General features: G+C 70.6%; 20 protein-coding genes. 10 read left to right on the top strand and 10 right to left on the bottom strand.

The features are described from left to right. Positions 1-12: 12 nt before the first annotated feature. On the bottom strand, positions 13-1494 hold the full coding sequence (locus Q1V88_RS13750) for an MFS transporter (RefSeq protein ID WP_300681856.1): 1482 nt from the start codon (positions 1492-1494) through the stop codon (positions 13-15). A gap of 88 nt (positions 1495-1582) precedes the next feature. On the opposite strand from Q1V88_RS13750, the gene Q1V88_RS13745 reads away from it, so the two are divergent. After that, positions 1583-2053 carry a MarR family transcriptional regulator gene (locus Q1V88_RS13745; RefSeq protein ID WP_300681855.1) on the top strand — a complete coding sequence of 157 codons (471 nt, stop codon included), beginning with the start codon at positions 1583-1585 and terminating at the stop codon, positions 2051-2053. Here the strand turns inward: Q1V88_RS13745 and Q1V88_RS13740 are convergent. Further along, positions 2050-2544 carry a nuclear transport factor 2 family protein gene (locus tag Q1V88_RS13740; protein WP_300681854.1) on the bottom strand — a complete coding sequence of 165 codons (495 nt, stop codon included), beginning with the start codon at positions 2542-2544 and terminating at the stop codon, positions 2050-2052. The two genes, Q1V88_RS13745 and Q1V88_RS13740, sit on opposite strands and share 4 nt — an antisense overlap. Positions 2545-2671: 127 nt before the next feature. On the opposite strand from Q1V88_RS13740, the gene Q1V88_RS13735 reads away from it, so the two are divergent. Together Q1V88_RS13735 and Q1V88_RS13730 are read left to right on the top strand one after the other, a co-directional pair. Then, positions 2672-3805 (top strand): steroid 3-ketoacyl-CoA thiolase, encoded by a 1134-nt coding sequence (locus Q1V88_RS13735; protein ID WP_300681853.1) that lies wholly within the window; start codon positions 2672-2674, stop codon positions 3803-3805. A gap of 12 nt (positions 3806-3817) precedes the next feature. Further along, the gene (locus Q1V88_RS13730; RefSeq protein ID WP_300681852.1) at positions 3818-5491 is read left to right on the top strand and encodes an AMP-binding protein; all 1674 of its coding nucleotides are present in this window, start codon (positions 3818-3820) and stop codon (positions 5489-5491) included. 85 nt (positions 5492-5576) lie between these two features. Here Q1V88_RS13730 and Q1V88_RS13725 read toward each other — a convergent pair whose 3' ends face one another. From Q1V88_RS13725 to Q1V88_RS13695, 7 genes are read right to left on the bottom strand one after another with little or no spacing between them, the layout of a single operon-like run. Beyond that, on the bottom strand, positions 5577-6005 hold the full coding sequence (locus tag Q1V88_RS13725; protein WP_300681851.1) for a nuclear transport factor 2 family protein: 429 nt from the start codon (positions 6003-6005) through the stop codon (positions 5577-5579). Then, on the bottom strand, positions 6002-6784 hold the full coding sequence (locus Q1V88_RS13720) for an SDR family oxidoreductase (RefSeq protein WP_300681850.1): 783 nt from the start codon (positions 6782-6784) through the stop codon (positions 6002-6004). The genes Q1V88_RS13725 and Q1V88_RS13720 overlap by 4 nt, the downstream gene beginning before the upstream one ends. Further along, positions 6781-7290: a nuclear transport factor 2 family protein gene (locus Q1V88_RS13715; RefSeq protein WP_300681848.1), complete on the bottom strand. Its 510-nt coding sequence runs from the start codon at positions 7288-7290 to the stop codon at positions 6781-6783. Before Q1V88_RS13715 ends, Q1V88_RS13720 begins: the two co-directional genes overlap by 4 nt. Beyond that, positions 7287-8153: a TIGR03619 family F420-dependent LLM class oxidoreductase gene (locus Q1V88_RS13710; RefSeq protein ID WP_300681847.1), complete on the bottom strand. Its 867-nt coding sequence runs from the start codon at positions 8151-8153 to the stop codon at positions 7287-7289. Before Q1V88_RS13710 ends, Q1V88_RS13715 begins: the two co-directional genes overlap by 4 nt. A gap of 16 nt (positions 8154-8169) precedes the next feature. After that, a complete protein-coding gene (locus tag Q1V88_RS13705; RefSeq protein ID WP_300681845.1) occupies positions 8170-8967 on the bottom strand; it encodes an SDR family NAD(P)-dependent oxidoreductase in 798 nt (265 codons plus the stop codon). Then, positions 8964-9275: a ferredoxin gene (locus tag Q1V88_RS13700; RefSeq protein WP_300681844.1), complete on the bottom strand. Its 312-nt coding sequence runs from the start codon at positions 9273-9275 to the stop codon at positions 8964-8966. The genes Q1V88_RS13705 and Q1V88_RS13700 overlap by 4 nt, the downstream gene beginning before the upstream one ends. Further along, positions 9275-10450: a Rieske 2Fe-2S domain-containing protein gene (locus Q1V88_RS13695; RefSeq protein ID WP_300681843.1), complete on the bottom strand. Its 1176-nt coding sequence runs from the start codon at positions 10448-10450 to the stop codon at positions 9275-9277. The genes Q1V88_RS13700 and Q1V88_RS13695 overlap by 1 nt, the downstream gene beginning before the upstream one ends. Positions 10451-10691: 241 nt before the next feature. Between Q1V88_RS13695 and Q1V88_RS13690 the strand changes: the two genes are divergently transcribed. Beyond that, positions 10692-11504, top strand: coding sequence for an IclR family transcriptional regulator (locus Q1V88_RS13690; protein WP_300681841.1), 813 nt, complete (start codon positions 10692-10694; stop codon positions 11502-11504). A 68-nt stretch (positions 11505-11572) separates the two neighbouring features. Here Q1V88_RS13690 and Q1V88_RS13685 read toward each other — a convergent pair whose 3' ends face one another. Beyond that, positions 11573-12148 carry a flavin reductase family protein gene (locus tag Q1V88_RS13685; protein ID WP_300681840.1) on the bottom strand — a complete coding sequence of 192 codons (576 nt, stop codon included), beginning with the start codon at positions 12146-12148 and terminating at the stop codon, positions 11573-11575. Between the two features lie 186 nt (positions 12149-12334). On the opposite strand from Q1V88_RS13685, the gene Q1V88_RS13680 reads away from it, so the two are divergent. The 6 genes from Q1V88_RS13680 (at position 12335) to Q1V88_RS13655 (ending at position 19369) form a co-directional block, all read left to right on the top strand. Then, positions 12335-13207, top strand: coding sequence for an alpha/beta fold hydrolase (locus Q1V88_RS13680; RefSeq protein WP_300681839.1), 873 nt, complete (start codon positions 12335-12337; stop codon positions 13205-13207). 26 nt (positions 13208-13233) lie between these two features. After that, entirely contained in the window at positions 13234-14898 is a 1665-nt protein-coding gene (locus tag Q1V88_RS13675; RefSeq protein ID WP_300681837.1) for an FAD-binding protein, read from the top strand. A gap of 70 nt (positions 14899-14968) precedes the next feature. Further along, on the top strand, positions 14969-16153 hold the full coding sequence (locus tag Q1V88_RS13670; RefSeq protein WP_300681835.1) for an acyl-CoA dehydrogenase family protein: 1185 nt from the start codon (positions 14969-14971) through the stop codon (positions 16151-16153). An 8-nt stretch (positions 16154-16161) separates the two neighbouring features. Further along, the gene (locus Q1V88_RS13665; protein WP_300681833.1) at positions 16162-17097 is read left to right on the top strand and encodes a VOC family protein; all 936 of its coding nucleotides are present in this window, start codon (positions 16162-16164) and stop codon (positions 17095-17097) included. Between the two features lie 9 nt (positions 17098-17106). Continuing rightward, positions 17107-18579: an FAD-dependent oxidoreductase gene (locus tag Q1V88_RS13660; RefSeq protein WP_300681831.1), complete on the top strand. Its 1473-nt coding sequence runs from the start codon at positions 17107-17109 to the stop codon at positions 18577-18579. Continuing rightward, entirely contained in the window at positions 18572-19369 is a 798-nt protein-coding gene (locus tag Q1V88_RS13655) for an SDR family NAD(P)-dependent oxidoreductase (RefSeq protein WP_300681830.1), read from the top strand. Before Q1V88_RS13660 ends, Q1V88_RS13655 begins: the two co-directional genes overlap by 8 nt. The last annotated feature ends 319 nt before the right edge of the window (positions 19370-19688 follow it).

The raw sequence follows: 19688 nt of genomic DNA, 5'->3' as shown, positions 1-19688 counted from the left end.
AGCAGGGGTGCCTCAGAGAGCGGCGGGTTCACCCTCGGCGGTCTCCGGGTGCTCCAGGTGCGACTCGGCGGCCTTGCTGGCCGAGGTCGGGATCGTCATCGCGATCGCGGCGGCGACCAGGGCGACGATGGCACCGATCCACAGGCCGACCTGGAAGCCGGACTTGCTGGGCAGCTCGTACCCACCGAACGAGGTCGTCATCTGGGCGAGCACGACGCCGATCACGGCGGCCGAGACCGACGTACCGACCGAGCGCATCAGAGTGTTGAAGCTGTTGGCCGAGGCGGTCTCCGAGATCGGGACCGAGCCCATGATCAGGGCCGGCATCGCGCCGTAGGCCATACCGACACCGGCGTTGATCACGCAGATGCCGATCAGCAGGGTCCAGGTCGAGCCCATCCCGAGCACGGCGGCGGCGTAGCCGACGGCGACGATGGTGGAGCCGAGCGCGAGGGTGATCTTCGGGCCGCGGGCGGCGGAGACCTTCGCGCCGACGGGGGAGATCAGCATCATCATGATGCCGCCGGGCAGCATCCACAGACCCATCTGCATCATCGACTGGCCCAAGCCGTAGCCGGTGGCGCTCGGCAGCTGGAGCAGCTGGGGCAGGATCAGCGAGTTGGAGTACATCGCGAAGCCGATCACGACCGAGGCGACGTTGGTCAGCAGCACGACCGGGCGTGCGGTGACGCGCAGGTCGACCAACGGGTTGTCGCTGCGCAGCTCGAAGGCGCCCCAGGCGAGCAGGATGACGACCGCGGCGACGAAGAGACTGATGGTCGCGGCGCTGCTCCAGCCCCAGTCAGCACCCTTCGAGACCGCCAGCAGGAAGCAGATCAGGCCGGCACCTAGGCCGACGGCGCCGAGCACGTCGAAGGAGCCTGAGGCGCTGATTCTGGTGGGCGGCACCAGGGTGGCGATCATGACCAGCACGAGGACGGCCATCGCGGTGGCGAACCAGAACAGCACGTGCCAGTTGGTGTGCTCCGCGATCGCGGCCGAGATCGGCAGACCGAGCGCGCCGCCGATGCCCATCGAGGCGCTCATCAGGGCGACGGACTTGCCGAGCTTCTCCGGCGGGAGCAGGTCGCGCATGGCACTGATGCCGAGCGGCACCAGACCCATCGCGGAGCCCTGCAGGGCGCGGCCGACGATCATCGCGACCACGCCACCGGCAGTGGCGCAGACCACGGAACCGACGACGAGGAGGACGGCACAGACCAGCATGACCTGGCGCTTGCCATAGAGGTCGCCGAGGCGGCCGCTCACGGGAGTGGCGACGGCGGCGGCGAGGAGGGTCGCAGTGATCACCCAGGAGGCGTTCGACTTCGACGTGTTCAGGAGCGTGGGGAGTTCGCCGATGATCGGCACGACCAGGGTCTGCATCAGCGCGGCGGTGATGCCGGCGACAGCGAGGACCAGGACGATCGCGTCGGGACGCGTGCTGCGTCCGGAGATCGGCGCCTCAGGGGAGGAGACAGGAGAGGCGTTCACGTATGCACCGTACATGTAATATGTATGATGCACAAAAGGTGCCGGGAGTGATCCTGCGCACGATGCGCCCGTGGGGGAGGATGGCACTGTGGCCGACACTGATCGCTTCGACGAGCTCGAGCTGGAGACGATGCTGCTCGGACGGCACCTGACCCCGCTACGGCAGAGCAAGGACGACCAGCGCCAGCTCGAGCGCAGCGGCTACACCCTGCTCGCCCGGATCCAGACCCAGGGCGCGATGACGATCGGCGAGCTCAGCGAGATGCTCGGCCTCGACGTCTCCACCCTCAACCGGCAGACCGCCGCCCTGGTCAAGCCCGGCTACCTGGTGCGCGTGCCCGACCCCGACGGCGGGATCGCCCGGAAGTTCGAGATCACCGAGGCCGGCGCCGACCGCCTCGAGTGCGACCGTCAGCTCAACGTCCGGGGCCTGCGGATCCTGATGGACCAGTGGGACCCCGACGACGTCGAGCGGTTCGTGACCCTGATGCGCCGGTTCAACACCGAGATCGAGGACCGGGTCGGCCAGCCCTGGCCGCGTTACGACGAACGCGGCTAACCGGCCACCGCCTTGAGTGCGCGGTGCTCCAGGAACGTCACGCTCATCGAGCGCTGCACGAACCGCCAGCCCGCCTCGGTGCGCCGGTACTGATCGCGGTAGGTCACCGCCCAGACCACGTCGAGCGGCTCCTCGCGCACCTCCATCACGTGGTGGGCGAAGCAGCTCACCCGACCGACGGCGGTGTCGGCGTCGGCGCCGGGGTCGATCACCGAGCCGGTGATCGCGTGCACGGTCGCCTGCAGGGCGCCCAGCTGCGCCATCGCCTCGGCCACGCCGGCGTGGCCGCGGACCTCGGTGGTCGGACCCATGTGCTGCGGCGGCGCCGGCGAGATCAGTGCGCAGTCCTCGGTGAAGAGTGCGACCACGTCCTGGATCCGGCGCTCGTCGACGGCGGCTGCGTAGCGGTGTGCCAGCTCGGCGATCTCGGCCCGGTCGGCGGTGCTCAGCAGGGCGGGGGCGGTGGACGAGGTGCCCTGGTCGGTTGTCATGACCGGAACGTACGGCGCTGTGCGGATCGTTCGACCGCGACGGTTCCGGTCAACGGGAATCCCGTCACGATCGGAGCCTCGCGGCTCTTAGCGTGGCGAGGCACTTCACCGCTGTCCAGGAGGACCCATGCCTACGCCCGTCATCATCGACGCCGCCCGTACCCCGTCAGGAAAGCGCGGAGGCGCCCTCAGCGGGATCCACGCCGTCGAGCTGCTCAGCGGCATCCAGCGGGCCGTCCTGGACCGCACCGGCGTCGACTCGGCCGAGGTCACCGAGACCATCGGCGGCTGCGTCACGCAGGCCGGCGAGCAGTCCGGCAACACCGTCCGCTTCGCCTGGCTGCACGCCGGCCTGGCCGAGGAGACCGGCTCCACGACCCTGGACGCCCAGTGCGGCTCGGCCCAGCAGTCGGTGCACCTGATCGGTGCCCAGATCGCCGCCGGGCTCTTCGACGTCGGGATGGCGTGCGGCATCGAGGTGATGTCGCGGGTTCCGCTGGGCTCCAACCTGGCCGGTGACGTCGGCCGCCCGCGCCCCGACAACTGGACCGTGGACCTGCCCGCCCAGTACGAGGCCGCCGACCGGATCGCCGACCGCCGTGGGATCACCCGCGCCGAGCTCGACGCGTTCGGCCTGGCCTCCCAGCAGCGTGCGCGTCTGGCCTGGGACGAGGGTCGCTTCGACCGCCAGATCGTCCCCGTCACCCGCGCCGACGGCGAGGTCGTCAGCCGCGACGAGGGCCTGCGTGAGACCAGCCTGGAGAAGCTCGCCGCACTCAACCCGATCCGCGAGGGTGGCCTGCACACCGCCGGCACCTCCTCCCAGATCTCCGACGGCGCCACCGCCGCCCTGCTGGTCTCCGACGAGTACGCCGCCGCGCACGGCCTGCGCCCGCGCGCCCGGATCGTCGCCCAGGCCCTGGTCGGTGCCGAGCCGCAGTACCTGCTCGACGGTCCGATCCGCGCCACCCAGCGGGTGCTGGACCGGGCCGGCATGACGATCGCCGACATCGACCTGTTCGAGGTCAACGAGGCGTTCGCGTCGGTGCCGATGTCGTTCGCCCGGGTGCACGGCGTGGACCACGACAAGCTCAACGTCAACGGCGGCGCGATCGCCCTGGGCCACCCGGTCGGCTCGACCGGGATCCGGCTGATCGCCTCGGTGATCGACGAGCTCGAGCGCCGCGACCAGACCTTCGGCGTCGTCGCCATCTGCGCCGGTGGCGCCCAGGCGACCGCTGCCATCATCGAGCGACTCTGAGGACGGCCGACCATGACGACCTTCGCTGACATCGTCCGTTCCCGCGCCGGGGACCACTCGATCGGCCTGCGGTTCGAGGACCAGGACTGGACCTGGGACCAGGTGGTCTCCGAGGGCTGCGTGCGCGCTGCGCTGCTCGACGCTCGGGTTCCTGCCCCCGAGGGCCGCCAGCGCCACATCGGCGTCCTGCTGGAGAACGTGCCCGACTTCGTCTTCTGGATCGCCGGCGGCGCGCTGGCCGGTGCGGTGATGGTGGGGATCAACTCCAGCCGCAGCGGCGCCGAGCTCGCCGTCGACATCCGGCACGCCGACGTCGACATCCTGATCACCGAGGACAAGCTCGCCCACCTGCTCGAGGGCGGCGACCACGGCGTCCCGCCCGAGCTGGTCTTCAACATCGACACCCCGGCGTACGCCGAGGCGCTGGCGCAGTACGCCGGCGCGGAGCTGCCCACCACCGCACCCAGCGAGGACGACCTGGCGCTGCTGTTGTTCAGCTCCGGTTCCACCGGCGCGCCCAAGGCCGTGATCGTGGGCCAGGGCCGTCTGGGCCGCCTCACCGAGGCCCTGATCGGCCGGGTCCGACTGCGCCGCGACTCGGTCACCTACCTGTGCATGCCGCTCTTCCACGGCAACGCCGTGATGCTCAACCTGGCCACCGCGATGGCGGCCGGCTCGACGGTGGCGATGACTCGGAAGTTCTCCGCGAGCCGGTTCGGCGAGGACATCCACCGCTACGGCGTCACCTTCGTGAACTACGTCGGCCGGGCGCTGTCCTACGTGCTCAGCCGTCCGGTGGACCCGCGTGACGCCGACTCCACCCTGGAGCTCGCCTTCGGCACCGAGGCCTCCGAGGCCGACGTGGCCCGCTTCACCGCCCGCTACGGGTGTGAGGTGATGGAGGGCTACGGCATGTCCGAGGGCGTCTTCCGGGTGGTGCCCGTGCCCGAGGCCCCGAGCGGCTCCCTCGGCGTGGCCGCCAACGGTGCCGACGTACGGATCCTGGACGAGGCGACGGGGGAGGAGTGCCCCCGTGCCCGGTTCGACGAGGCCGGGCGGCTGCTCAACCCCGAGGCCGTCGGGCAGTTCGTCGGCGTCGGGCTGGCGCATACCTTCGAGGGCTACTGGAAGAACCCGGGCGCGATGGCCGACCGGGTCCGGGGCGAGGACTTCTGGTCCGGTGACCTGGGCTACCGCGACGCCGACGGCTACTTCTACTTCGCCGGCCGGTCCTCGGACTGGCTGCGGGTCGACAGCGAGAACTTCGCCGCCGCCCCGGTCGAGCGCCTGATCCAGCGGATGGACGGTGTCCTGTCGGCCGTCGTCTTCGCGGTGCCCGACCCCGCCACCGGCGACCAGGTGATGACCGCGATCGAGCTCAAGCCGGGGGCGTCATTCGACCCGGCCGCGTTCGGTGAGTTCCTGGCGACGGCCCCGGAGATGGGCGCGAAGTGGTGGCCCCGGTTCGTCCGGATCACCGCCGCGATCCCGCTCACGGCCAGCAACAAGGTCAACAAGGCGCCGCTGCGCGCTGCGGGCTGGCTCACCGACGAGCCGGTCTACGCCCGCGTCGGCCGCACGGCCGAGTACACCCTGCTCACCCCTGAGGCCACGGCCGAGATCGAGGCCGAGTTCCTCGCCCACGACCGCGCCGCGCTGCTGCCGGTGGCCCCGGCCGCCGTGTGACCCACTGAGACGACGACTGGCCACCACGGCCGGCTGGAGAGATCCAGTCGGGCGTTGGTGGCCAGTCGTCTGTGTGGCGCACAGATCAGGCGGGGCGCAGCACCTTCCAGTCGCCCAGCGCGATCCTGATCTCGAACTTCCGGTAGCTGATCTGCCAGCCGTCCGCGGTGCGGACCCAGTGGTCGGTGTAGTCGCCCAGGCACTCGAAGAACGAGCCCTCCATCTCACCGGCGCCGACGTGGTAGACGCGGCCGTAGGTGAGCGAGACGGCGGTGTCGCCAGTGACCGTGACCCGGTGGTTGCCGAGCAGGTGCTGGGTGGGGCCGACGCCGCCGAGGTGGGCCTGCATCTGGGTCACCACCGCCTCGCGGCCGGTGGTGCTGTAGCCCCGGCACTCGGGGGAGAGGAGGCCGGTGACGGTCTCCCAGTCGCGGGCGTCGGTGGCGGCGGCGAAGACGGCCAGGGCCTCGACGATCGCGGTGCGGTCGTCGAGGGCCGGGATCGAGGCGCTCACGGGAGCTCCGGCTGCCAGGCGACGCCGTTGATGTGCGCGCCACCGTCGACGAAGAGCGTGTTGCCGGTCAGGTAGCGGCAATCCTCGCTGCCGAGGAAGACCGCCACCGGGCCGATGTCGGCCTGAGGATCGCCGATCCGGCCCATCGGGTTGGCCGCGTCGGCGGCCGCCTCCAGCTCGGGGTGGGTGCCCATCACCCGACGGAACGCGGCGCTCTTGGCGCCGGGGCACAGCGCGTTGACCACGACCCCGGTCGGCGCCCACTCACGGGCCGCCGTCCGGGTCAGGGTGCGCAACGCCTCCTTGGTGGCGTTGTACTCCAGGGAGCCCATGTGGGCGTTGACGCCGTTGAGGGAGCACATGTTGATCACGCGCCCCCAGCCGGCCGCCTTCATGTGCGGAAAAGCGGCCTGCATCGCCCACAGCGGGCCCTTGAACCCGATCTCCAGGGCGCCGTCGATCATCGCGTCGGTCTTGTCCTCGACCCGGCAGATCGTGGCGGCGCTCCAGGCGTTGTTGACCAGGATGTCGATGCTGCCGTACGTCGACACGGCCGCCGCCACCATCGCCTCGACCTGGGCCTTGTCCGAGACGTCGGTGTGCACGAAGACCCCGCCGACCTCGTCGGCCACGGCCTGACCGGTCTGCGGGTTGAACTCGGCCACGACCACGCGCGCGCCCTCGGCGGCGTACGCCCGCGCGACCCCGGCGCCGATGCCGTCGCCGGCACCGGTGATCACCGCGACGCGGCCGGCCAGCCGGCCGGTGGTGGCGCTCACGGCTTCTCTCCGCGGGCACCGGCGGCGAGCAGGGCCGGCGACTCGGGCCGACCGTCGAGCACCCGGCTGGTGCGGATCGTGGCCCGCCAGCCCTCCGGGGTGCGGGTCAGCTGCCAGTGGTTGGCGGTGGCGCGGCGCACCACGAAGCCGTTCTCGGTGTTGACCACCATCAGCGAGTGGCAGATCGCGACCGCCTCGTCGCCGTCGACGGTGACCTTCACCGGGCCGAGGAAGTGGGCGCAGCCGCCCTTGATCCAGCCCTGGTGGCCGCGGGACTCGACCATCGCGTGGATGGCCGCAGCCCCGGCGAAGCGGCCCTCGTCGACGTCGTACACGCCGCCGGCGGTCCAGATCGCCGTCACCTCGTCGGCCGAGCCGGAGTCGACGAACGGTCCGTAGGAGGCGATCAGCTGGCTGATCTCGCGCTCGTCCTCGAGGAAGGCGACCCGGGCCGCGAGGGCCTCGAGCGCCTCCAGGCGCGCGTCGATGCTGGTGGTCTCACTCATGCGATCTCCTGGGAGAGGGAGGCGAGCGCGTCGAGCTGCTCGCAGTAGTGGTCGGCGCTCTGGGCAGCGACGGAGGTGCTGACCATCGTCGCTCCCGCCTCGAGCACCCGGGACAGTCGGCGAAGCGTCCGGTCGCGCTCGCCGAGGGGATCCAGCGAGCGGCCGGGGGAGAGCAGTACCTCGAAGTCGGCGGGGATCTCGACGCCGGCGAGCATCGAGCTCAGCGCCTCCAGGGGGAGGCCGAACGGCACCCAGCCGTCACCGTGGGTGACGGCGCGGCGCAGCGAGCGGGCGGTGCGGCCGCCGATCCACAACGGCACCCGGCTCTGCACGGCGTGGGGCTCGACGACCAGGTCGTCGAAGTGGAAGTGCGTCCCCGCGTACGTCGGGGTGGGGGTGCCCAGGGCGGCACGGAGCGCGGCCAGGGCGTCGTCGGCGATCGCCCCGCGGCCGGCGAACTCGGCACCGAGGAGCTCGAACTCGCGCTCCAGGGTGCCGACACCGAGGCCGAGGACGAGGCGGCCGCCGCTGATCAGGTCGAGGGTGCCGTAGCGCTTGGCGATCTCCAGCGGGTGGTGGTAGCCCAGCACCAGCACCTGGGTGGCCAGTCGGATCCGGTTGGTCCGGGCGGCGAGGTAGCCGAAGGTGGCGAGCGGGTCCCAGTAGACGCCGCCGCGCTCGGCGGCGACGTCCACGGGGACCGCGACATGCTCGCTGCAGGTGAGGTGGTCGAAGCCGAGCCGGTCGGCGACCTCGGCGACCCGCGCCAGGTCCTCGATCCCGGCCTGCGACTCCCAGGGGCTGTGCGCTCCCGGGTTCGCGGTCACGATCGGACTGACCAGGCCCAGCTTCAGCTGCCTCACCGCGGGGTCAGCCTGCTCAGGCCGAGGCCGGCGGAAGCATCCGCTTCATCGCCTCGTGGGCACCGAGGACGAGCTTGGAGCGGTCGGTCCCGGAGCGGACCTCGACGGTCTTCTCGTTGCCGGCGGCCACCTGGACCGGGCCGTTGCCGAGCTCGGCGAGTGCCTGGCGGGCGACGTCGGCGGGCTCGGAGACGTTGAGGCCGGGGATGTCCATGTCGAGACCGGCACGCGCCATCGCGGGCGTGCGGGTGACGCCGAGGACGAACTCCAGCACGTCGACGTCGTACTCGCGCATCTCCAGCCACAGGCCCTCGGCGAAGGTGCGGCAGAAGGACTTCACGGCGGAGTAGATCGAGATCTGCGCCTGGCCCATGAAGCCGGCCAGGGAGCCGATCAGTAGCAGGCCGCCGCGGCGACGCTCCTTCATCGGGCCGCCGAAGAGCTGGATCAGCTCCATCTGGGCGGTGATGTTGAGGGCGATCACCTTGTTGAACTTCTCCAGGTCACCGGTGACGAACTCGTGGCCGTAGGTGTTGGCGCCGGCGTTGAAGACCAGCAGCCCCACCTCCAGGTCGGAGGTCAGCTCGGCGATCTTGGCGGTCGCGTCGGACTCGGTGAGGTCGACGGCCAGGGTGCGGACCTCGGCGCCGAGGGCACGGGCGGCCTCGGCGGTCTCCTCCAGCGGGCCCGGCTTGCGGGCCAGCAGGACGAGGTTGAGGCCCGCCTCGGCGAGCTGCGTCGCGAAGGCGGCGCCGACTCCCTCGGAGCCACCGGCGATGACGGCCCAGGGTCCGTGGCGGTCGATGTCGATCATGCGTGTGATTCCTCGTTCTCGGGGTTGGTGGGCAGTGCCTCGTCGATCTGGATCGGCAGGGTGCCGCGTACGGCGGCCTCCCGGATGTCCTGCTTCAACGTCTGGCACCCGGCGAACGCGGCGCCGTTGGGCCCGGGGCGGGGCGTCGAGGCACGCCGCTCCAGACACCGCTCGACGGCGTCGTCGTGCCACTGCACTGAAGACTGCTCCCAGCTGCTCTTGCGGACCTCGACGCACGCACCACACGCGGAGCACGTGAGCGGCGTCATCGGCCCGTCGGCCAGCCGGTTGTCAGGACGGACCGACATCAGACCGGCTGGCTCGTGGACTCGGCCGCAGCGGCCGCCTCACGGCGGGCGATGTTCTCCTCGACCTCGCGACGCCAGGCCTCGTTGGGCCGCGAGGTGTCGATCTCGAACTCGAAGCGCTCGACCATCTCCGGCTTGACGTCGGCGACGTCGACGTAGAACTGCTCGTACCAGCGACGCAGCTGGTAGACCGGGCCGTCCTCCTCGCACAGCAGCGGGTTGTCGATCCGGGCCTTGGTCTTCCAGATCGCGACGTCCTGCTCGAAGCCCAGGCGGATGAAGTCGCCCTGCTTGCGGGCCATCGCCTCGGCGGTGGCGTCGTCGGTGCCGGGCTGCTTCTTGACGATCACGCCGTACTGGAGCATGAAGGAGTTGTTGTCGATCGGGTAGTGGCAGTTGATCAGGACGCTGGGGACGTCCTCGTCGTCGTAGTGGTAGATCAGGTCGTCGATCATGAACGACGGGCCGTGGTAGGCGGCCACGGAGCTGGAGCCGAGGTTGCGGCGCTCGCCACCCTTGGACTTCGGGCGGATGTCCTCGCGGCCCTCGCCCTTCATGAACTGGGTGGCGGTGTGGCCCTCGAAGATGTTCGAGAAGTGCGTCGGGAAGGAGTAGTGCACGTAGAAGAAGTGCGCCATGTCCACGACGTTGTCGACGATCTCGCGGCAGTTGGCGCCCTCGATCTTGGTGGTGTACCAGATCCAGTCGGTCCACTCCGGGTCGCCGTACGCCTCGATCCGGGGGATCGTGACGTCGGCCGGCGGCGGGTTGCCCTCGGGGTCGTTCCAGATGAACAGCATGCCGTCCTGGACCAGGGTCTCCCAGGCGGCGGTGCGGGCACGCAGCGGGACGCGGCGAGCGTAGGGGATGGACTTGCAGCGGCCGTCGCCGCCCCAGCGCCAGTCGTGGAACGGGCAGGCGAGCTCGTTGCCCTTGACCGTGCCCTCGGACAGGTCGGCGCCCATGTGGCGGCAGTAGCCGTCGAGCACGTTGACCTTGCCGTCCTCGCCGGCGAAGACGACGAGCTTCTCGCCGAAGGCGTCGATCCGGTGCGGCTTGCCGTCGGCGAAGTCCTTGACCAGACCCAGGCAGTGCCAGCCGCGGGCGAACCGGGTCGGCGCAGCTTCGGCCTCGATCTGGCGGACCTCGGTGTCGTTGTCCCCTGCGATGCTCATCTCTTGCTCCATTCGTCGTGGCTGGTAGCCGATGCGGCGAGTCTGGGTCGCGGAGCGATTCGGGGTCGGCCGAGGTCCCGCTCAATGGAAGCGGGCCGAGTGCCTCCAGAGGCCTCGCTGAGCGTGCATCACGCTCGGCAGAATGAATTTCAGTTTTGGGTCCTTCCGTGAACGCCCTCGGCTCGCTACTGTGGTCTCTGTCACCACCTAGAATTCATTTCAGTTTTGCCTGGAGGGGTCCATGTCTGTCGCCCACGTCGAAGCGCCGCAGCGCCGCGAGCTTCCGCCGTCGATGGTCGAGCGGATGACGCTCATCCTCGATGCGTTCCCGGGTCGCTCGTCGCGCCTGACCCTGGAGGACGTCGCCCGGATCACGCATCTGCCGCGCTCGACCGCCCACCGGATCCTCGATCAGCTGGTCAAGCTCAACTGGCTGGAGCACTCCAACTACGGCTACAGCCTCGGTCGCCGGGCGCTGTACCTCGGGGGAGTGGCCGACGACACCAACGAGCTGCGGGCCGCCGCCTCCCAGCACCTGCACACCCTGATGCTGCGCACCGGCCTGACCGTGCACCTCGCCGTGCTCGACGAGGGTCGGATCCGCTACCTCGACAAGATCGGCGCCCGGTTCGCCACCTCGGTGCCCTCGCGGGTCGGCGGCTTCGCCCCGGCGCACTGCACCGCCCTGGGCCGCGCGATGCTTGCCTGGCTGCCCGCCGAGGAGGTCGACGAGCGCGTCGGTGACTCGGTGCGCGCCCGCACCGGCAAGACGATCGGCTCCCTGGCCAGCCTGCACGCCGAGCTCAACCGGGTCCGTGGTCGCCACGGCCTCGCCGTCGAGCGCGGCGAGTGCTTCGAGGAGATCGCCTGCGTCGCCGCCGCGATCCACGCCCCCGAGGGCCCGATCGGTGCGATCTCCCTGGTCAGCGACTCCGCCACCCCGCTGGAGCGCGTCGCCCCGCTGGTCCTCGACGCCGCCCGCCAGGTCTCCCTGGAGCTCTACCCGGCTCTGGGTGGACGTCGCGGTCGCAAGAGCGACCTGCACTCCGTCTGAGTCCAACGCCGCCAGCCCCTTCTCCTCGATCACGAGGAGGAGGGGCTGCGGCGTTCCCAGGGTCGGGCTCATCCCCAGTGGTCTCCCCAGCCCCACAGGTAGGGCGCCACGGTGCTGGCCGACTCGTCGAGACCGAAGCGGCCCCGGTAGAAGATCATCGGCCGGTGGTACGTCGGGTCCAGCTCGAGCTCCAGCACGCGACCGATCACCACGTCGTGGTCCCCGGCCACGTGGACCGTCTCCACGTCGCAGTGCACCCGCACCAGCGCCTGGGGCAGCGACGGCGTACCCCACCGCGAGCGGTGCCAGTCCAGGCCCTCGAACTTGCGGCCCTTGCTGGAGCCGAAGCGCTGGCACAGCTCGGTCTGCTCCTCGGCCAGCACGTTGACCGTGAACCGCCCCGTCTCGCGGATCCCCGGCCACGCCCGACCCCGGTGGTCGGCACAGAACAGGATCAGCGGCGGCTCCAGGGAGACCGACGCGAACGACTGGCAGGCGAAGCCCATCGGCTCCTCGCCCAGACCGGTCACGACGGTGACGCCGCTCGCGAAGCTGCCCATCGCCTGGCGCATGTCGGCCGGGCTGGGCGGTGCGGGCACGAGGTCGGCGTCGGGCTCCGGGCCGGACGAGGAGAGGCTGGTCATGGCGCGACGGTAGGACGCCGGTGGCGTCGACACGCGAGGACGATCCCGGTGAATGGACCTGGTGGCGTGAGTGGTCGGCACAGACTCCCAGTGATCGGGATGTGCGACCGGGTGAAGGGGAACACGTTCTTACGGTGCAGGGGTGAGGAAGACAACAGTGAGCGTGCGCCGATCGGCTGGCAGCGCGTGGTGACCGGCGATCTGACCTACGAGGGCACCCTGCGGGAGCTCTCCACCGACAAGGGCGTGCTGCGCTACCACGAGGCAGGCGACCCCGACGCGCCGCCGCTGCTGCTGCTGCACGGCTCGGGCCCCGGCGTCACCGGCTGGCGCAACTTCGCCGGCAACCTGCCGCTGTTCGCCCAGCACTTCCGGGTGCTGGTGCTCGAGTTCCCTGGCTTCGGTGTCTCCGACCCGACCGACCAGCACCCGATGATGGCCGCGCTGCCGTCGGTGCCGGCGTTCCTCGACGGCCTCGGCCTCGACCAGGTCGACATCATCGGCAACTCGATGGGTGGCGTCGTCGGCACCCGCTTCGCCCTGTCCCACCCCGACCGGGTCCGCCGCCTGGTCACCATCGGTGGCATGGGCAAGGCGCTCTTCAGCCCGTCGCCGGGCGAGGGCATCAACCTGCTGATGGAGTTCACCGAGGCGCCCAGCCGTGAGCGCCTGATCGAGTGGCTCAACTCGATGGTCTACGACAAGTCGATGGTGACCGAGGAGCTGATCCAGGCCCGCTGGGAGCAGGCCACCGAGCCGAGCACCCTGGCCGCCGCGCGCCGGATGTACAGCCGGGCCGCGCTGGAGGCGATGGGCAAGGCCGCCGCATCGTCCCCCGAGCCGCCGTACTGGGCCATGCTCCACCAGATCAAGGCCCGGATGCTGATCACCTGGGGTCGTGACGACCGGGTCAGCCCGATGGACATGGCACTGGTCCCGATGCGCACCGTCGAGCACGCCGAGCTGCACGTGTTCCCCAACTGCGGTCACTGGGTGATGATCGAGCAGAAGGCGGCCTGGGAGGCCGCCGTGCTCGCCTTCCTCACCCGCGAAGACTGAACCCCGTCCAGAGCGAGAGCGACAACATGACACAGAACACCCCCCAGTCCGGCTGGGACCACGAGGTCGACTTCCTGATCGTCGGCTCCGGCGGCGGCGGCATGACCGCGGCGCTGGCCGCCCACGACGCCGGCCTGTCCACCCTGATCGTCGAGAAGGCCAAGATGTACGGCGGCTCGACCGGCATCTCCGGCGGCGGCATCTGGGTGCCGAACAACCCCGAGCTCAAGCGCCGCGGGCACAACGACACCCGCGAGTCGATCCGCCGCTACATGGACGTCCTCACCGAGGGCAAGGTCACCCCCGAGCGCCTCGACGCCTACGTCGACCAGGGCCCGGCCGCGATGGCGCTGCTGGAGAAGAGCCGCTGGTGGAAGACCTTCTGGACCAAGGGCTACGCCGACTACCACCCCGAGTACGACGGTGGCCGTCCGCTGGGCCGCTCGGTGGAGCCCAAGCCGTTCAACACCAAGGCGCTCAAGGAGGACGAGAAGTTCCAGCGTCCCAACTCCATGAAGGGCCCGCTGGGTCTGTGGATCACCTCGGCGGACTACCACGACCTCGCCATGGTCAAGCGGACCTGGCGCGGACGGTACAAGTCGCTCGTCGCCGCCTGGCGGGTCTCCTCCAACGCCGTCATCCGGCGCCACATGGCGACCGGTGGCCGGGCGCTGGTGGCCCGTCTGCGGATGGCGCTCAAGGATGCCGGCATCCCGCTGTGGCTGCAGACCCCGATGACCGCTCTGGTCGTCGAGGACGGTCGCGTCGTCGGCATCGAGGTCACCCGTGACGGCGCCACCCAGCGGATCCGCGGTCGCCTTGGAGTGCTGCTGGCCTGCGGTGGCTTCGACCACGACCCCGCGATGCGCTCGCAGTACCTCGCTGACGGTGGTCAGGACGACCACAGCCTCGGTGCCCGGGAGAACACCGGCGACGGGATCAAGGCCGGTCTTACCCTCGGTGCGGCCGTCGACTTCATGGACGACGCCTGGTGGATGCCGAGCGTGGAGCACCCCAGCGGTGCCACCATCCCGCTGGTGTCCGAGCGCGCCATCCCGAGCCAGGTGATCGTCTCGGCCGACGGCAAGCGGTTCACCAACGAGGCCTCGCCGTACGTCAACTTCGTGCACGACCAGCTCGAGGGCAAGCACCTCGTCGCCTGGTGCATCATGGACGCCCGGGCCCGCTCGCGGTACCCGTACGCCCAGATCCTCCCCGGCGCCCCGTTCCCGAAGTCGTTCTACGAGGCCGGGATGGTACACAAGGCCGACACCCTGGAGGAGCTGGCCGCCTCGGCCGGCATCGACGGTGCCGCTCTGGCGCAGACCATTGCGACCTTCAACGGCTACGCCCGCAACGGGATCGACCCGGAGTTCAACCGTGGCGCGTCGGCGTACGACCGCTACTACGGCGACCCGACCCTGAAGAACCCGAACCTGGACGTGATCGACAAGGGTCCGTACTACGCGATCCGCATCCAGATCGGTGACCTGGGTACCAAGGGCGGCCTGGTCTGCGACGAGAAGTCCCGCGTGCTGCGCGAGGACGGCTCGATCATCGAGGGCCTCTACGCCACCGGCAACGCGAGCGCGTCGGTGATGGCCAACGAGTACGCCGGCCCCGGAGCGACCATCGGTCCCTCGATGGTCTTCGGCTACATCGCGGCCAACGACGCTGCCGCTTCCCGTTGACCGGGAACCTGATCCACCCCGTCGGCACCTGCGGTGCCACGGTGACAGAACACTTCTACTGGGAGGCGCAATGACCAACCCCGCCCTCGCGGCCGTCGAAGAGCGTGCCGAGGAAATCGCTTCGTACGCTGAGTCCAACGAGAAGCTCGGCCGGCTCGACGACGCCGCCGCCAAGCTCCTGCGTGAGACCGGCGTGATCAAGATGCTTCAGCCCGCCAAGTACGGCGGCGCCGAGGCCCACCCGCGCGACTTCGCCGAGACCGTCATGCGGGTCGCCTCGCTCGACGGCTCCACCGGATGGGTCGCCGGCATCGTCGGTGTCCACCCGTGGGAGATGGCGATGTGCGACGCCAGCGTCCAGGAGGAGATCTGGGGCAAGGACAACGAGACCTGGATCGCGTCGCCGTACGCGCCGATGGGTCTGCTCCGTCCCGTCGACGGCGGCTACATCTTCAACGGCCGCTGGCAGTTCTCCTCGGGCACCGACCACTGCGACTGGATCTTCCTGGGCGCGTTCATGGCCGACGCCGAGGGCAACCGGGTCAACCCGCCGCAGAACTACCACGTCATCCTGCCGCGCTCGGACTACGAGATCGTCGCTGACTCCTGGGACGTCGTCGGCCTGCGCGGCACCGGCTCCAAGGACATCATCGTCAAGGACGCCTTCATCCCCGAGAACCGCGTGATGGCGTTCTCCGGGTTCATGGACGGCACCCACACCACCAACGCCGGGATCACCAACCCGACGTACCTGATCCCGTTCACCACCGCGTTCCCGATGGGCATCACCTCGGCCGTGATCGGTATCGCCGAGGGTGCGCTGGCCGCTCACCTGAACTACCAGCGCAGCCGCGTCCAGGTCACCGGTGTGAAGTCCACCGACGACCCGTACGTGCTCTCCACGATCGGTGCCGCAGCCGCCGAGATCCGGGCCGCCCGGGTCGCGATGCTCGACAACGTCAGCCGGTTCTACGACGCCGCCGCCGAGGGTCGCGAGATCACCTTCGCCGACCGCGCCCAGTCCCGCCAGACCCAGGTCTCGGCCGCCTGGCGCGCCGTCCGGGCGATGGACGAGGTCGTGGCCCGCTCCGGTGGCAACGGCATGCGGATGGACAACCCGATCCAGCGCTTCTGGCGCGACGGTCACATGGGCCTGGCCCACGCGATCCACGTCCCCGGCCCGGTGCTGCACGTCTCGGCGATGACCGAGATCGGCGTCACCCCGCCTCCCGGCCCGCTGCTCTCGATGATCTGAGGACTCTGATGACTGCCACCACCGACATCCGCGGACTCGGCTACCTCCGGGTCCAGACCACCGACGTCCCGCGCTGGCGCGAGCTGACCGTCGAGGCGCTCGGCCTGGCCGAGACCACCGGCCCGGTCGCCGATGGCCTCTACCTGCGCATGGACGAGCGGGCCGCCCGCCTGATCGTCCTGCCCGGCGAGACCGACAAGGTCCTGGCCGTGGGCTGGGAGGTCCGTGACCAGTTCGCCCTGGCCCGGGTCGGCCGTGCCGTCGAGGCCGCCGGCTTCGGCGTCAAGGAGCTCACCCCGGTGGAGTGCGCCGAGCGCTCCGTCGAGGCCGCGCTGACCTTCGAGGACCCCGCCGGCACCCCGGTCGAGGTCTTCTTCGGCCCGGTCCTGGACCACTCGCCGGTGCGCACCACGTGGGCGCAGACGTTCGTCACCGGCGACCAGGGGATGGGCCACGTCGTCCTCCCGACGATCGCCTTCGACGACACCTACGCGTTCTACACCGAGGTGCTCGGCTTCCTGCCCCGTGGCGCGATCCGCGTCTCGGGTCCGGTCGTCGAGGGGCAGCCGGTCCGCCGGGTGCGCTTCATGGGCGTCAACCAGCGTCACCACAGCCTGGCCGTGTGCCCGGCGCCGCACGGTGGCGAGCCCGGCCTGGTCCACCTGATGATGGAGGTCGACTCGCTCGACGCCGTCGGCCGTGCCCTCGACGAGGTCAACCGCCGCGGCTTCTCGCTCTCCTCCACGCTGGGTCGTCACACCAACGACAAGATGGTCTCCTTCTACGTCCGGGCTCCGGGCGGCTGGGACCTCGAGTACGGCACCGAGGGCATGCTGGTCGACGAGGCGCACTACACCGCCGAGGAGATCACCGCGGACTCGTACTGGGGCCACGACTGGTCCGGTTCGGAGCCGCTGGCGGCCTTCACCCCGCCGAAGGGCTGATCGCACGCGATGAGTGAGGTGACTCCGGCAGCGCCGGTGACCTGTGACGTCCTGATCGTCGGGTACGGCGCTGCCGGAGCCACCGCCGCGATCGAGGCAGCCGAAGCCGGCGCCTCGGTCGTGGTCCTGGAGCGCGCGGGCGCTCCTGGCGGCTCGTCGGCCCTGTCGGGCGGCGAGCTCTACCTGGGCGGCGGGACCTCGGTCCAGGCCGCCTGCGGCTTCTCCGACACCCCCGAGGCGATGTTCACCTTCATGGTGGCGGCCCTGGGCCCGCACGCCGACGAGGAGAAGCTCCGGCTCTACTGCGACGGGTCGGTCGAGCACTTCGACTGGCTGGTCGCCCACGGCATGCCGTTCACGCCGTCGCTCTACGACGGCCCGACCTGGATGCCGCACACCACCGACGGCCTGATGTGGCTCGGCGAGAACGCCTGGCCGTTCAACGAGTCCACCGTCGGCGGCGGCCCGGCCCCGCGCGGCCACCGCGGACCGACGCCGTTCTACGCCGGCAAGGTCCTGATGGACACCCTGGTCGCGGCCGGTGAGGCCGCCGGTGTGCTGACGGTGTCCGACACCCGGGTGTCCTCGCTGATCGTCGAGGATGAGCGAGTGGTGGGCGTGCGTGCCCGGCGCTTCGGTGCCGACGTGGAGTACCGCGCCCGCCGTGGCGTCGTGCTCACCACCGGCGGCTTCGTGGACAACGACGCCATGCTGGCCGACCACGCCCCGCAGCTGCTCGGCCGCGGCAAGGTCTCCGACGGCCTCGACGACGGCTCGGGCATCACGATGGCCCTGGAGGTCGGTGCCGCCACCCGCCGGATGGGCGCCTACGAGACTGCCCTGACCTACCTGCCGGCCCTGGCGTGCCGCGGCATGATCGTCGACGCCGACGGCCAGCGCTTCGTCAACGAGGACGCCTACCCCGGGATCGTCTCCCACGCTGCGGTCGACCACCGTCGCGGCCCGTTCTGGGTGATCGTCGACGAGGCCGGCCTCGAGGACGTCGACGGCCCCGAGCTGTGGGGGGTGCGGCCGCGTCACGGGGCGGAGACCCTGGCCGAGCTCGAGGCCGAGCTGGGGATGCCCGCGGGCTCCCTGGAGGCCACGGTGGCGGCGTACAACCGCGACGCTGCGGCGGGTGCGGACCGGTTCCACAAGGACCCCTCCTGGCTGCGGGTGCTGGAGCCTCCGTTCGCCGCGATCGACGTGGCCGAGGGGTTCTTCCCCGGCACCGGCGAGGGCGGCGGCAACGGCGACGGTGTCGCCGGCTTCACCCTGGGCGGTCTGCGGACCACCCCCGACGGTGCCGTGACCCGGTGGGACGGGAGTCCCGTCCCGGGGCTCTTCGCCGCCGGCCGCGTCACCTCCGGCATCCACGGCGACGGCTACATCAGTGGCACGTCCCTGGGTGACGGCACGTTCTTCGGCCGGCGCGCTGGGCGCTCGGCTGCAGCAGAGAGTGAAGGGACAGTTCATGGCTGAGGGCACTGCAGCATCGCGCACCATCGTCATCACCGGAGCCGCTTCGGGCCTCGGCGCCGCGCTGCGCACGATGGTCGAGGCCGAGGGCGACCGGGTCATCGGCGTCGACCGCGCCGACACCGAGGTCGTCGCCGACCTCTCCACCGCCGAGGGGCGCGCCTCGGCGATCGCCCAGATCCTGGAGCTGTCCGGGGGAGTCGTCGACGGCCTCGTGACCTGCGCGGGCATGTCGGGCGTGTCGCCGCTGCTCCCGTTGGTCAACTACTTCGGCACCGCCGACCTGGTCACCGGACTGCACGACGCCCTGGCCGCCTCGGCGGCTCCGCGCGTGGTCGCGATCGGGTCGATCTCCTCGACCCAGCCCGTCTACCAGCCGCTGGTCGACGCGCTCCTGGTCGGCGACGAGGCCGAGGCGAAGGCGCAGATCGCCGCGGTGCTCGATGGCGCCGCTCGCCCCGAGACGCTCTACCCGTCCTCGAAGCTCGCGATCACGCAGTGGGCCCGTCGTACGGCGGTCGAGGCCGGCTGGGCCGACGCCGGGATCGCGATCAACGTCGTGGCGCCGGGTGTCATCCTGACGCCGATGACCGTCGAGCTGTTCAAGGACGAGAAGATGAAGGCGATCATGGACCGGGCCGTGCCGATGCCACTGCACGGCTACGCCGAGGCCGCCGACATCGCTCGCGTGGTCACCTTCTTCCTCGCCGCCTCGACCACCCACACCACCGCTCAAGTGACGTTCGTGGACGGTGGCGCTACCGCGATCACGCGGGGGCCGTCGGCCTTCTGATCGACCTTGCATTCCGCTGCAACGGGCGGTGGTGAACGCAGACCGTGTTCGCCACCGCCCGTTCGGCATTCCGGCTGGGAGTCACCGAATCGCGGAATCGCGGAGTCACTGAGGTATGGAGTCGCCGAGCCACTGAGGCATCGAGTCACCGAGGCAGATCAGCTTTTGTCGGTGGGTCTGTCTAGAGTCGGGGTAGATCGTCAGTGAGGGCACCCCGAGATCCGTAGGGGCGAAGCCGGCGCACGAAAGAGACGCGCACCTGGTCGGGTGTGTGACGTGTGCGAGCCGCCCCGAGGAGGTGTCCGCTGATGAGTCAGGT

This window comes from Nocardioides sp., assembly GCF_030150155.1.
Taxonomy (GTDB): domain Bacteria; phylum Actinomycetota; class Actinomycetes; order Propionibacteriales; family Nocardioidaceae; genus Nocardioides.
The sequence above is the reverse complement of the archived record's forward strand: the minus strand, read 5'-3'. Positions and strand labels throughout refer to the sequence as shown.

Coding starts and splice junctions, on each gene's coding strand:
- Q1V88_RS13740 (WP_300681854.1), bottom strand. CDS start 2,544: ATGACAACCGACCAGGGCACCTCGTCCACCGCCCCCGCCCTGCTGAGC.
- Q1V88_RS13735 (WP_300681853.1), top strand. CDS start 2,672: ATGCCTACGCCCGTCATCATCGACGCCGCCCGTACCCCGTCAGGAAAG.
- Q1V88_RS13730 (WP_300681852.1), top strand. CDS start 3,818: ATGACGACCTTCGCTGACATCGTCCGTTCCCGCGCCGGGGACCACTCG.
- Q1V88_RS13715 (WP_300681848.1), bottom strand. CDS start 7,290: ATGAGTGAGACCACCAGCATCGACGCGCGCCTGGAGGCGCTCGAGGCC.
- Q1V88_RS13705 (WP_300681845.1), bottom strand. CDS start 8,967: ATGATCGACATCGACCGCCACGGACCCTGGGCCGTCATCGCCGGTGGC.
- Q1V88_RS13700 (WP_300681844.1), bottom strand. CDS start 9,275: ATGTCGGTCCGTCCTGACAACCGGCTGGCCGACGGGCCGATGACGCCG.
- Q1V88_RS13695 (WP_300681843.1), bottom strand. CDS start 10,450: ATGAGCATCGCAGGGGACAACGACACCGAGGTCCGCCAGATCGAGGCC.
- Q1V88_RS13690 (WP_300681841.1), top strand. CDS start 10,692: ATGTCTGTCGCCCACGTCGAAGCGCCGCAGCGCCGCGAGCTTCCGCCG.
- Q1V88_RS13685 (WP_300681840.1), bottom strand. CDS start 12,148: ATGACCAGCCTCTCCTCGTCCGGCCCGGAGCCCGACGCCGACCTCGTG.
- Q1V88_RS13675 (WP_300681837.1), top strand. CDS start 13,234: ATGACACAGAACACCCCCCAGTCCGGCTGGGACCACGAGGTCGACTTC.
- Q1V88_RS13670 (WP_300681835.1), top strand. CDS start 14,969: ATGACCAACCCCGCCCTCGCGGCCGTCGAAGAGCGTGCCGAGGAAATC.
- Q1V88_RS13665 (WP_300681833.1), top strand. CDS start 16,162: ATGACTGCCACCACCGACATCCGCGGACTCGGCTACCTCCGGGTCCAG.
- Q1V88_RS13660 (WP_300681831.1), top strand. CDS start 17,107: ATGAGTGAGGTGACTCCGGCAGCGCCGGTGACCTGTGACGTCCTGATC.
- Q1V88_RS13655 (WP_300681830.1), top strand. CDS start 18,572: ATGGCTGAGGGCACTGCAGCATCGCGCACCATCGTCATCACCGGAGCC.